This window comes from Sporolactobacillus vineae DSM 21990 = SL153 (genome assembly GCF_000377985.1).
Taxonomy (GTDB): Bacteria; Bacillota; Bacilli; order Bacillales; family Sporolactobacillaceae; genus Sporolactobacillus; species Sporolactobacillus vineae.
The window spans coordinates 221782-234488 of record NZ_KB899046.1 but is presented as its reverse complement, the minus strand read 5'-3'; the positions used below and the strand labels follow the sequence as shown (position 1 = coordinate 234488).

Here is a 12707-nt window from a genome sequence, read left to right as displayed (position 1 = left end):
GTATGTTAGCAACATGACATGAAGTGATGAATGAGGTGCATAGATGAGCAAAAGAATAGTCGTAACAGGAGCGGCCGGTTTTCTGGGATCGCATCTTGTAAAAGAGCTGATCAGCGAGGGAAACCGGGTTATCGGCATCGACAATTTTCTGACTGGAAAAGCAGGAAATCTTGCCCAGATAAATAATAAGCATTTTATCTTTTTGAATCTGGATGTCTGTTCCGGGGATTTACAGGATCATCCACTATTAAATGCTGTTGATGAAATTTATCACCTGGCCTCCCCTGCTTCTCCGAAAAGCTATCAGGCAAATCCAATAAAAACCGTTATGGTGAATACCCTGGGTACCGAGAATATGCTAAAGCTGGCAAAAAAACACGATGCGAAAGTTGTCTATACAAGCACAAGTGAAGTTTACGGTGATCCAAAGGAAACGCCGCAGACGGAAACCTATCGGGGAAATGTCAACACCTGGGGGCCAAGGGCTTGTTATGATGAATCCAAGCGGTTGGGTGAGGTACTCTGCTACCTTTATAACACGCTTTATGGTGTCAAAGTAAAAGTCGCGCGCATTTTCAATACGTATTCTGCAGGGCTGGCGAACGATGATGGCCGGGTCATATCAAATTTTGTCACGGAAGCATTGACAGGTAAAGATATAACGGTCCATGGGGACGGCACACAGACACGATCCTTTTGTTATGTTTCGGATACGATTCGCGGATTGAGGCAACTGATGGAAACAGATGAAGCCACCGGGCAAATTATCAATATTGGCAGTCCTGACGAAATAACAATTCTGGATCTTGCAAAGAAAATAAAATCTTTAACAAATTCCAGGAGTAAGATTGCCTTTCAGCCGCTTCCACTGGATGATCCGTTAACACGGAGACCGGATATTACAAAAGCAGGCGTGATTTTAAATTGGTCGCCCACTGTTTCACTTGAAAAAGGACTGAAAGCCACAATACAGGCCTACCAGAACAAACTCTGACAGCAGAATGCTCTGCCGACACATTGAAAACTCCGTCTGTTCTTTGGAAAGCTTGCACATCGGCAAGCTTTCGTTATTATGCAGAAGTTTCAGGAATCCAGACTTTAAAGAGCTGATGATTGAATGACAGCCCTCTGCTGACAAAAAAGCGAAAAATCCGGTCAAACTGGGAATTTGAAGCCAGAACAATCCCATCTATTTTTTTTAACCGATATAAAGCGTAAGCCTTTTTCAGGTCACTTAGTTTTTGCCCGAGAAAGAGCATATTTAAATAATGATTTCCCGGGGCAATACTTTCATGATAAAAGTTCGCTTCTTTTTTTGAACAGAGGAGAACCAATCTTGGTTGTCTGTCCAACTGGCCGAACCGTAATCCGGAGATTGATTTGAACGTACTGAACAGGATCTCCCGGGTTGTCTCCAATCGGTCCAGATGTGCCAGAGAAGAAACCTGTACCCGGTATTGATAGAGGACATCCGGCATTCTCCCAATTTCCCCTTGTTCAAACATTCTCGACCAGAGATCGTAATCATAAGCAATTTTAAATGCCGGATCGTATCCGCCGGTAAGATCAAACGCTTTTTTTAAAAAAAGGGCGGTTCCATGACAGATTGGCGTGCTGTAAAATTGTTCCATTCGGAATTGTTCTGGGGATTTAGCGTTAAAAAAGAATTCTTCCGTGTCAAGGAAGCTCCGATCAATGGCTGTTTCACTGGTGATACATTGAATGAGAGAACCGACCGCGACAAACTCCGGATGTGATTTAAGAAAGGTTAATTGATTTTGTAAGCGATGCTCCATGCTGATGTCGTCGGCATCCTGAACCGCAATCCATTTTCCTCTGGCTTCGCGGATCCCTGTATTTAAAGCATTGGCAGCCCCTTTATTCTTCTCGAAATGAATCACTTTGACTCGGGGATCAGTTATTTCTTCCAGTATATCTCTTGTTCGGTCAGTAGAGCCGTCATTCACAATGATGTACTCAAAATCAGTGAAGGTTTGGTTAAGAATGCTGTGAATGGCTGATTCAACGTGTGCTTCACCATTGTACACTGCGGTTACCACAGACAACTCCATAAATGAACTCTCCTCAGGTGTTTTCTGTATTTTATGCAGCATTAGAATTTATGGAATCATCCTGACACAAAGAAACCCAGTTGAATAAACTATAAGAGCCTGCCTGATCATGATAAGAAATAAGGGGGATGGCAATGAAAAAGGCATTTTGTGTCGGGATGATTAAGAATGAGGCAGATATCGTTGAGTCGTATATCAGATATCATTTGAATATTTTTGACGGTCTGGTCATCCTGGATAACGGGAGCACGGATCGGTCTCTTGATATTATTCGCAGTTTGCAGTCGGAAGGGCTTCCGGTTTATCTTGATCAGGACGCGAGCCTCGAATATGTCCAGGGGGATAAGACTACAGAGTTGATTAAGCGTACCTTTGATCAATTTGGACCGGATTTTATTTTTCCGCTTGATGTTGACGAGTTTTTAATTGCCCCGGAATATTCCGGGAATCCTCGAAAATTAATAAACAACTTATCAACCGCTAAAGTTTATTACCTTGAAAGGGAATATACGTACGCACCGGTTAATCTAAATGAAAATGAGTTGTTCATTCCCCAAAGACTGACCTTTGCCAGTCCCATCAAAGATTATTGGCCGAAGGTCGTCGTATCGAAAAAAATCATGGATGCATACTCCCCTTCTATAACGGGGGGCAACCATGACTTGATCTTTGATAAAAGGAATATACGGACGCAGAAATTACAGTCACTTAAGTTAAGGCATTTTCCATACCGTTCGCTTGAGCAGCTCAAATCAAAGATAACTGTAGGATGGATGAACACACTCGCTTCTTATAACTATAGCGAGGGATTTAATTATCACTGGCATGCGCTGTTCGATGAACTGAAAAAAAATAACTTTACAATCGCCGTGGACGCAATTTCCGATCATCAGGAAAAGTATGTTCCCATGAATCTTTCCTTCTGCCGCTCATTGGATTTAAAGTACACTACAGAACATGAAGTCAATGCTATTGTCAACCTGTTGAACTATTGTGAATCATTGGCCGCAGATTACAGTAAATTGGTCAGACAGCAACGTGAGGGATCATAAATGAAAGATATTTCTATAGTTACTATTTGTAACGATCATTATGCTGTCCATTTGGCGACAATGCTCCTTTCCTTATTCGAGAACAAGGCACCGACGACGCCCTATCGGATCTATATTATCGACGGGAATTTATCAAGTGAGAATAAATCCAGGTTTTGCCGCCTCCTGCAGGATTTCAACACCGCACCGGTTTTTCTTCATGTTGATCAAAAACTGTTTAAATACTGTAAAGGCTGGGGACATGTAAGTCGGGAAGCTTTCTACAGGATTGTCATACCTGATCTTTTGGATAAGAAAATTAAAAAAGCTGTGTATCTCGACAGCGATCTGATCATTAAAGATGATCTCCTGAATCTATGGAACAATGAGCAACTGAGACACTATTTTATAGGTGCTGTGGAGGATCCGGTGGATGTCACAGGGATAAGATTACCAAAGAAATATAAATATTTTAATTCTGGCGTGATGCTGATGAATCTGGAGAAGTGGCGAAAAAACAAAACATCGCAACGGATTTTGCAATTTATCAGGAGGCACTCCTCGAAAATTATGTGGTGGGATCAGGATGCATTGAATGCTATCTTGTATAATAAATGGTTTGAACTTGGTTACACGTGGAACTTTCAGGTCTACCGGATGAAACACATCAAAATTCAGCCAAAGATTATACATTTCAATACAGAGGTTAAACCATGGAACGGAGAGACTTATCTTAAAGAGGAGTATGACCACTATAGACAGCTGCTGAGCGCACGGCTGAACTGGTAATAGGAACACAAGTCCCGAAACGCTCAAGCTGATTCTCACAAAGCCTGAGTAATCCGGGGAACGAAAAGAGATGTTGTCTTTTGACTGATTTAACGCCGCCTGTCGGTATTATTAATTCAATGAAAGAGTGGGCTTCGGAGGACAAATTACAAAATGTGAGGATTAAAGAAATCTACCCGCAAACTTCTATTCCGGGTAAAACAAAGCGTCGCCCTCCCTGGCCGTCTTCCTGGTTTCCGAACCCATTAAAGTCCCAAAGCGGATATGTGGCGGTGATTCCGGACGGACGTGTCTGGGGTGTGAACGGGGCGATTATTTCTCCGGATAACCGGCTTATCTGGGAGGCCTCCTTTGAAGGTGTTGATGTGTCACAGGAAAACCACTCTATTTTTAGGGAACAGTCACTGACGGAACCCTTATATATTCGTGATGCCGCGGATCTGACCCATGTTTTTAGCGGAAATTATTATCACTGGATGTATGAGGTGATACCGCGGATTCATTTGATTCATCAGAGCGGTCAAACGGTTGACCGGTTTATCGTGAATACAGAATCGGAGCAACCATACCAGTCGGAAACCCTTCACCGGTTGGGATTGAATCAGGAGAAATTATTAAGAACATACAAAGGCTTTCATGTTCAGGCGGAACATTTAATTGTCCCTGCGCAGCCCGCCTTTCCAACAAAATGGGGATATGACTTTTTGCGAGACTCCTTTCTGAAAGATTCTAATAGCATCGGTCGTAAAAGGATCTATATAAGCAGAAAATGGTCGCGAAAAATCACCAACGAGGATCTGCTTATGGAAATTATTTATAAATATGGCTTTGAAAAAGTGGAGTTAGAATCTCTTTCCGTTGAAGAACAGGTGCATCTCTTTTCATCTGCAGAGGCAATCATCGGCGTACATGGTGCGGCTTTAACCAATCTGACATTTTGCCGTCCGGGAACCAAAGTGTTGGAAATATTCGCTCCAAATTATATTATTGCCCATTTTTATGGGATCAGTTCTATGGGTGACTTAGACTATTATTACTATATCGGTGAAAAAAGTTCACGATTGTCAAAGGGGTGGCCGGGGGCTGAAGATATTGTCCTGAACATACCCAGGTTTATGTCCTGCCTTAAGAGAATGCATTTGTAAGAGAATCCGGCGGCCCTTGCGCGCTATAAATGAGCTCAAGAGTTATGAACGATAGAGTGCCAGATACTGATGGGCTTCTTCCTCGATTGTCCGGACTTTTTCTTCACTTATTTTTTTCTTGATTTTATTTAAAATCATCGGGTGATGATTTAACTTTTTTATGAGTTTCGTTAGTTTCTCCGAATTGCCTCTCGGAAAGATAAATCCATTTCGCCCATGATCAATGATCTCGGTAATCCCTCCGACATCCGAAGCGATAACAGGCAATCCACAGGCTAAAGCTTCGTAAATGACAAAGGGGCAATTCTCATGCCAGATTGATGGGACGATCAGGACATCGACACTGCTGAAAATATGCCCGATATCTGTCTCACTATAAACACCGCAAAATTCGATGTTTTTATTTTTCGAAGCGGATTTTCGAAGCTGATCGTTATAAAATGAATCTTTCCCGGATCCATAGATCTTCAGCTTGGATTTATTTATTTTGGAACTCAGGAATGCTTCGGTTAAAACATGAAGACCTTTATGCGTATAGTGGCTTCCGGCATAACAAAAAGTCAGGTGCTGGTGCTTCCTGTAAACGGTTTTATTTTGTATAAAATTCTCCTGATCAACTCCGTATGGGATCACTTCAATGCTTATTTCGGGATACTCCTTCTTAAAGATGCTCGCCAGATAAAAGGACGGGGCGATGAGCTTTTTGGCGGACAAAAGAATATTTTTCGATTGATTATACCTGTATTTAACAAAATCAGTGTTAAGTTCCGGGCAGGATGTTTTGCACGCCTCTCCTTGTTCAGCGCCGAAACAGGGAACTCCTGCACTTGTCATCAGGATCCCCTTCGGACAGATCAGGAAGTAGTCTGTGAGTGTGATTATATAAGGAATATTCCGTTTTATAGAGACATGAATAAATTCGCTCATCCGGATCGGATGGGCTACATGAACAAGATCCGGTTGCTCTTTTTGAAGGATCATATCTGCAAAACCGGTTAGTCCGGTATCTTCCAATGATTGATAGAGAACCTGAGGACCAGGATTATTCATATGTTTATAGGCAATAATCGGGATATCTTTATAGTGAAACTCTCTGTACATAATGTGCCCATAAGTTTGATCAAAATAGGAGTCAGGCCGAAAACTGTGGGTGATCACTTTTACTTCATGACCATTGGTCTTTATTTGACTGGAAAGATTCAATAAGAAATTCTCAGTACCCGTATACGTCTCCGGAAAGAATTGATGGATCAGATACAGAATTTTTATTGTAATCCACCCCTTTTTATGCCTTGATGGAAATCAGGATCTTCCTCTTCCTGATGTATAAAAATATGTAGACCGCCGCTCTGAACGGGTTACAGTTAACAGTTGCAATATATGTGGCTATTTCAGATTTATGCTTTGAAGGCAGTGTCTCCGCAGTATACATTAATTTAAAATGAGCTGATAAGCAGCTTTTCGTAGGCAGGTCCTCAGGGCGCCGAAGCTTCTTTGTAGCGATCGGAACAGCAGGAATATGATTACGGCCTGAAATTTAATTTTCTGAAGGTATTAAAAGAGCTTCCGGTTGCTCCGGAAGCTGGTGAACCTGTTTCAGCAGTGCACGATCTGTGTATATAATGATTTGCTTATCGATAATGGTCCCGTCTTGTTCTGATCTTAAAAATCCGGAAACAAGATATCATTCCTTTGATCCTGGTTCGATGAGGAAGTCCGCCATAATGCATGATCACCGGATCCTTGCTGATATCACCGTCGATCGGCCGGGAATTCCATTTAAGATCTAATGAACCAATCAGATTGCTGTACTGATTTGGATGATAGCCGATAATGTTGTGATACTCATTTTTATAGCCCAGAACGTTAAAGATAGCCTGTTGCTCCCACCATGGATGATGTATTGCATCTGTCTGATTCCATATCCTGGTGAGTAAATCAAATGTTTTCGGATCCTGTTTCGCAATAATCAGACCACCGTTCGGCCAGATCGGTGTTCTTCCGTAATGCGTGACCATATACATGACATGGCGGCTGTCTAATTCGTTTCTTATATCTGAACGTGTATCCAGAAATATAGCATCTGAATCCATCCACATAACCAGATTGTATTTCTTTAATAAGTTATATAAGATGATAATTTTGTCCCATGATGCAGGTCTGTCCGCTCCGAATCTTTCCGTAAAGAAGGCAGTATCCATACGATACTTTTTTGCATAAGCTTCAACGGTAGTTTTCATGATTTTTAATTCTGCTTGATGCATCTTTCCGGTTGCACTGGTGCAAATGATCATATCATTCTTGACAGGGATGTTGATATTAATTCTTGGTATTATAAGCTCAGGTTTTGCCTCATCACCTTTACGTCTACTAGCAATCTTAGAAAAAAGGGCTTCCTTTTTGAGTGCTATACCGGACACTCTGTCAGTAACCATGAGGATGTTTGCTGTGCCATTGCCATGCTGACCGGATTATGTCTTCCAGCGAATAAATAGGGTTCCAGCCTAAATCTTGCTTGATTCTTGAAGATGAGGCAATTAAAAAAGGAGGGTCACCCGGTCTTCTGGGCGCATAATGAACATTTGCTTTTACATTCGTAATCCGTTCACATTCCGTGATTACTTCTTTAACAGAGTATCCTTTTCCATTTCCGAGATTATACTGCATCCTGGTTACAGGATTTGATAAAAGATACTTCAATGCAAGTACATGGGCATTTGTCAGATCAAGAACATGGATATAATCGCGGATACAGGTACCATCGGGAGTAGGATAATCGTTGCCCAGTACATCGATTGCATCGGAAGCGCCTTGTAAGTGTTTCAAGATCTTTGGAATCAAATGTGTCTCCGGATCATGATCCTCTCCGATTTCGGCGGATAAATGATCTCCCGCTGCATTAAAATACCTCAGAGCAATATAGCTTAGCCCGTTGCTTTCGGCGGCATCATGCAGTATCGTTTCGATCATAAGTTTAGATTTTCCATACGGGTTGATTGGATTCTTCGGAAGTTCTTCAGTGATTATCTCCTGCCCGGGAATCCCATAGATAGCACAGCTTGAAGAGAAGATGAACCGGTGGACACCGTGATCGATCATCGCATGAAGCAGCTGCGTTGTTGCACCTACATTATTTTCATAATATTTCAGCGGATGGCGCACCGATTCGCCGACCAGACAACTGGCGGCGAAATGCATCACGGCCGTGATGTCGTACTGATCGAATAAATCGTTCAGTAATTGACGGTTACTAATATCACCTGATATAAAAACCGCCCTCTTGTCTACAGCAGCCCGGTGTCCTGTTGTCAGATTATCCAGCACAACAACTTTATAGCCCTGGTTGATTAATTCTCTTGTGACGTGACTTCCGATATAGCCGGCCCCGCCGGTTACAAGAATAATAGGTCTTCACCGTCCTTAAAGATATGATTAATCTAAGAAATCAGTCACTGCCGTAACGACCTGATCTTATGAAGATCATCTTTTGCCGATCGCGTAATAATTGAAACCGGCCTGCCTGATTTGATCCGGATTTAATACATTTTTGCCGTCAAAGATAAAAGGACTGCGTACCCGTTTTCTGACTTCTTTCCAGTCAATTGCTTCGTACTGTTGCCAGCCGGTACACAAAATGACAGCGTCTGAATCAGTGACACATTGCGCAACAGTGGCAAGCTGCTCAAAGATGGCATCTGATCCTGATTTTACAGCCGGATCATGTGCTTTTACTTTAGCTCCTGCCTTGATCAGCTGATGAATCACATTTAAACCCGGGGACTCACGTATATCGTCAGTATCCGGTTTAAACGCCAATCCGAGTACAGCGACGGTTTTGTCCTGCAGACCGCCAAGCGCAGTCTCAAGTTCCCTGATAAAATACTCGGGCTGTGTTTTGTTGACAGTAACAGCTGCCTCCATTATTGAAAGTGACTGATGATGCGATTCCGCTGTTTTGAGCAGCGCATTGACATCTTTAGGAAAGCAGGATCCTCCATAGCCGATGCCGGCTTTCAGAAACGCTTCGCCGATCCGCCGGTCAAGTCCGATCCCTCTGGATATGTCATCGATTTCCAGTTCCAACCGGTCGCACAATCGTGCGAGTTCATTAATAAAGGAAATTTTAAGAGCCAGAAATGAATTGGCAGCATATTTAATCATCTCGGCTGTTTTAGGTGTTGTCTCGACAACCGGGCACCGGAAATCTTTATAGAGTTCACGCATCATTTCACGGGATTTTGCACCGGAATAGCCGATGACGATCCTGTCGGGGTGTAACGCATCCCTCAATGCGGAACCCTCACGCAGAAACTCGGGATTTGAAACAACATCGAATGGAACTCCTTTTTTCTTATTCTGCTGGATCCAGTCACGGACTTTGCCAGCCGTCCCGACAGGAACAGTACTCTTATCAACGATGACTTTATAGGCGTTCAGATTCTTTCCAATCTCTTCAGCAACATTTTTGACGTATCTTAGATCAGCATTACCATCCTTTCCTTGCGGAGTACCGACGCAAATAAAAATGATGTCGTTTTGCTTAATGGCTGCAGAACTGTTTGTTGTAAAAGAGAGGTTCCCTGCCTGAAGATGTTCTTTGAGTAAATCCGGTAACCCGGGCTCAAAGAAATGAAGCTGACCTGATTGAAGTTTCTCAATTTTTTCCTGATCAAGATCCAGGCCGGTCACCTGATGACCTTTCTCACAAAATACAAGGGCCGTAGTCGTACCAACGTACCCAGTTCCGACGATTAGAATTTTAATGACCCGCCACCTCCGAAGCATTCGTAGTTCATGGACTGTTAACAATGTATTCAGCGTGGGACGAAGAGTAAGTTGTCCGACTTATAACGGGCCTTTGGCGGAAGAACGTAATCGAAGCGAGGAGAGGAGGGGTGTGATTAATATCATGTTCACATAAAAAACACTTTTTCGGCACATTGTCAGATTGCCGTCGGTTACTGTCAATGATATAATTTTTATGTAAAAAAGAATTTCATCATATTTCTCTTCTTAACAGGGGAGAATAGGCGCAGCAGGGCATTGGCGCAGCTCAGAATAAAGAGCATTGTTCCTTTCCACGTCTTGTGAAGAGCATCACGAAAATAATTTTCACAAGTGACCTGGTTACAGCCGGATATTCAGAAATGCCCGGTGGAGAATAAAATTTTTTTAGGAGGATGTTTAAGAATGGCTTTCAAAATCATTGCATACGGCGTTCAGCCCTATGAAGAACACTTGTATGGCGAACTGAATAAGTATGGCTTTGACGTCAAACTGGTTAACGATCTGCTGACTGCTGATAACGGCGATCTGGCTGAAGGCTTTGACGGTGTTCTGTTGTTTGTCGATTGCCTGGCAAACCGTGCCAACCTGAAGAAGTTCAAAGACTTCGGTATCAAGTATGTCTTCACACGGACGGCCGGCTACAACCACATCGATCTGCAGGCCGCCGCTGACTTCGGTCAGAAAGTGGCTCGTGTTCCTGCTTATTCACCGAATGCGATTGCCGAACTGGCTGTTTCACTCGGCACTTCACTGTCCCGTTCGACGGTTTATTCATCCGGCAGAACAGCAAAGCTGAACTTCAAAGTTACTGAAACAATGTTCAGCCATGAAATCCGCAAGAGCACCGTCGGCATCGTAGGCACCGGCCACATCGGCTGCGTTGAAGCAGAGCTGTACAAGGGCCTTGGTGCGAAATTGCTCGGCTATGATATTTTCCAGAGCGACTTTGCCAAGAAACTCGTTGAATTCAAGGAACTGGACGAACTGCTTGCTGAATCGGATATTGTCAGCCTGCATCTTCCTTACTTCCCTGGCAAGAATGAAAACTTTGTCGGCGAAGACTTCATCAGCAAAATGAAAGACGGCGCGATTCTCGTCAATACGGCTCGTGGCGAACTGGTTGACGAAGCGGCTGTTGTCAAAGCGATTAAGAGCGGCAAGCTCGCCGGCTTCGGTGCTGACGTTCTGACGGAAGAAGGACGCTTCCTCGGCAAGGATTATTCCGACAATCCGGATGCCTTCCCTGATGCATCGATCAAGGAACTGCTGAGCCTGTATCCGAAAGTACTCGTTACGCCGCACGTCGCTGCGATGACGGACGAAGCCGTTTCGAATATGATTTCCACAAGCTATGACAACTTCAATACCGTTATTAACGGCGGCGATCTTGGCAGAGCAGAAGTGAAGCTGCCGGAACCGGCTGCAAAATAAGCATCAGCAGCATTTAAATATGTGATCTGAAGAGCTGTTCTCTGCATGTATCTCGCGGAGAGTAGCTCTTTTTGACTGCTGCAGGCTGCGAGATTGAAAGACAGATGAAACATATTTCAGAATATTAAATTTTTAGGTTGACATCGACGGTAGAGGTCGGTACAATAATGACTGAATCACAATTGTCATGATCAAAGAGGCTGAATCTTATGTCCACGGCACACAATAGCGAACAGCGAATTATTTTGATTTGTTAGGACTCCGGTAAGCGATTGTCGCAGAAACGACAGCGTTTGCCCGAGTCCTGTTCGCTTTGGTGCGGGGGCTTGAGCGGGGCCCCATCCAGAGTGATCCGGATGGGGCCCTTTTTAGCTTCTGATGATGACTTGTGACCGATAAATCACAATATAGAGAAAAGGGAGACGAAACAGGATGAAGGTTGTTGTTGCAGGAGCAGGAGGAATGGGCCTCAGGTATGGTGTATTATTGCAGGAAGCAGGAAATGATGTTCAGTTTGTCGACACATGGAAGGCCAATGTGGATGCCATTCATCAGAATCATGGGGTTGAGGTAACACGTGACGGAAAAGACCCGAAGCTGGTTGACGTTGCTGTCTGTTATCCTGAGGAATATCATGGACATCCCGACCTGGTTGTTGTCTTTGTTAAAGACATGCATACTGTTGAAATGATGGAACGGTGCAAACATTTTATTGGAAAAGATACCTACGTGCTCACAAACCAGAACGGCTATGGCGGTGCGGAAGATGTTGCGAAATTCGTCGACCGGAAACGGATCATCTCCGGTACAGCTATGATCGCGACCGTAATGAAAGGTCCGGGCAAAGTAGACTTTGTCGGCAAACGTGGGGCAGGCCATGTCCATCTTGTCAAGGTGGAAGGAGAACCTGATCCGTTTATCTACAAAGTCGCCGATGAGATGGAAAAGGCATTGATGCATCCGACGGTTAAAAAGGATTATCTGGGAACGGTCTGGACGAAGCTCGTCTTTAACTCAGTGGTCAACACGCTGTGCACGCTGATGAATCTTAAAATGGGCCAGTTTGCGGCCTATAGGAACTCTGATGAAATGACCCGGAAACTGATCGATGAAGCTTATGATGCCACCGATGCTGAAGGAATTAAACTGGAAGTCAGCCGTGAGGAACTGGTCAAACAGGTTCGCTTTGTTTCTGAAGTGTCCAATCCGCGCCATTATCCGTCCATGCATCAGGATATGGCTACGAACAGGCCGACGGAAGTCGACTACATCAATGGGTCGATTGTCCGTCTTGCTGAAAAACATGGCCTGAAAGCGCCGCTGCATGCGATGCTGGTTGATCTTGTCCATCTGAAGGAAGCTTCCAGGCAATATGAGCCGGCTGTATCTGAAGCACAAGCCTGATTATCATTTAAACTCCGGATCTCAGGAAATATTTTTGATCCGGAGTT

11 protein-coding genes are annotated in these 12707 nt (G+C 43.7%); 6 read left to right on the top strand and 5 right to left on the bottom strand.

The features are described 5' to 3' along the window. The first annotated feature begins 43 nt into the window (after positions 1-43). Positions 44-994, top strand: coding sequence for an NAD-dependent epimerase/dehydratase family protein (locus D889_RS0108725; RefSeq protein ID WP_010630784.1), 951 nt, complete (start codon positions 44-46; stop codon positions 992-994). 76 nt (positions 995-1070) lie between these two features. Here the strand turns inward: D889_RS0108725 and D889_RS0108720 are convergent, their stop codons facing one another. Then, entirely contained in the window at positions 1071-2072 is a 1002-nt protein-coding gene (locus D889_RS0108720) for a glycosyltransferase family 2 protein (protein ID WP_010630783.1), read from the bottom strand. 134 nt (positions 2073-2206) lie between these two features. Here D889_RS0108720 and D889_RS0108715 point away from each other — a divergent pair, with 134 nt between their 5' ends. The 3 genes from D889_RS0108715 (at position 2207) to D889_RS0108705 (ending at position 5037) form a co-directional block, all read left to right on the top strand. Further along, positions 2207-3124 carry a glycosyltransferase family 2 protein gene (locus D889_RS0108715; protein WP_010630782.1) on the top strand — a complete coding sequence of 306 codons (918 nt, stop codon included), beginning with the start codon at positions 2207-2209 and terminating at the stop codon, positions 3122-3124. After that, positions 3125-3892: a glycosyltransferase family 8 protein gene (locus D889_RS0108710; RefSeq protein ID WP_010630781.1), complete on the top strand. Its 768-nt coding sequence runs from the start codon at positions 3125-3127 to the stop codon at positions 3890-3892. It abuts the gene before it with no gap. 80 nt (positions 3893-3972) lie between these two features. Continuing rightward, the gene (locus D889_RS0108705) at positions 3973-5037 is read left to right on the top strand and encodes a glycosyltransferase family 61 protein (RefSeq protein ID WP_010630780.1); all 1065 of its coding nucleotides are present in this window, start codon (positions 3973-3975) and stop codon (positions 5035-5037) included. Between the two features lie 42 nt (positions 5038-5079). On the opposite strand, the gene D889_RS0108700 is transcribed toward D889_RS0108705, so the two are convergent. The 4 genes from D889_RS0108700 to D889_RS0108685 form a co-directional block, all read right to left on the bottom strand. After that, positions 5080-6288 (bottom strand): glycosyltransferase, encoded by a 1209-nt coding sequence (locus tag D889_RS0108700; protein WP_081498652.1) that lies wholly within the window; start codon positions 6286-6288, stop codon positions 5080-5082. 380 nt (positions 6289-6668) lie between these two features. Next, positions 6669-7472: a putative nucleotide-diphospho-sugar transferase gene (locus D889_RS0108695; RefSeq protein WP_238537530.1), complete on the bottom strand. Its 804-nt coding sequence runs from the start codon at positions 7470-7472 to the stop codon at positions 6669-6671. Further along, complete coding sequence (galE, locus tag D889_RS0108690; RefSeq protein ID WP_026038996.1) at positions 7462-8442, bottom strand: UDP-glucose 4-epimerase GalE; 981 nt, start codon at positions 8440-8442, stop codon at positions 7462-7464. Before galE ends, D889_RS0108695 begins: the two co-directional genes overlap by 11 nt. A gap of 75 nt (positions 8443-8517) precedes the next feature. Continuing rightward, on the bottom strand, positions 8518-9801 hold the full coding sequence (locus tag D889_RS0108685) for a UDP-glucose dehydrogenase family protein (RefSeq protein ID WP_026038995.1): 1284 nt from the start codon (positions 9799-9801) through the stop codon (positions 8518-8520). 426 nt (positions 9802-10227) lie between these two features. On the opposite strand from D889_RS0108685, the gene D889_RS0108680 reads away from it, so the two are divergent. Both D889_RS0108680 and D889_RS0108675 read left to right on the top strand, forming a co-directional pair. After that, positions 10228-11256, top strand: coding sequence for an NAD(P)-dependent oxidoreductase (locus D889_RS0108680; protein WP_010630775.1), 1029 nt, complete (start codon positions 10228-10230; stop codon positions 11254-11256). A 432-nt stretch (positions 11257-11688) separates the two neighbouring features. After that, entirely contained in the window at positions 11689-12660 is a 972-nt protein-coding gene (locus D889_RS0108675) for a ketopantoate reductase family protein (RefSeq protein WP_010630774.1), read from the top strand. Positions 12661-12707: the final 47 nt, after the last annotated feature.

Excerpts from the sequence above, each read along its gene's own strand:
- D889_RS0108725 (WP_010630784.1), top strand. The coding sequence starts at position 44 with ATGAGCAAAAGAATAGTCGTAACAGGAGCGGCCGGTTTTCTGGGATCG.
- D889_RS0108720 (WP_010630783.1), bottom strand. The coding sequence starts at position 2,072 with ATGGAGTTGTCTGTGGTAACCGCAGTGTACAATGGTGAAGCACACGTT.
- D889_RS0108715 (WP_010630782.1), top strand. The coding sequence starts at position 2,207 with ATGAAAAAGGCATTTTGTGTCGGGATGATTAAGAATGAGGCAGATATC.
- D889_RS0108710 (WP_010630781.1), top strand. The coding sequence starts at position 3,125 with ATGAAAGATATTTCTATAGTTACTATTTGTAACGATCATTATGCTGTC.
- D889_RS0108695 (WP_238537530.1), bottom strand. The coding sequence starts at position 7,472 with ATGGTTACTGACAGAGTGTCCGGTATAGCACTCAAAAAGGAAGCCCTT.
- D889_RS0108680 (WP_010630775.1), top strand. The coding sequence starts at position 10,228 with ATGGCTTTCAAAATCATTGCATACGGCGTTCAGCCCTATGAAGAACAC.
- D889_RS0108675 (WP_010630774.1), top strand. The coding sequence starts at position 11,689 with ATGAAGGTTGTTGTTGCAGGAGCAGGAGGAATGGGCCTCAGGTATGGT.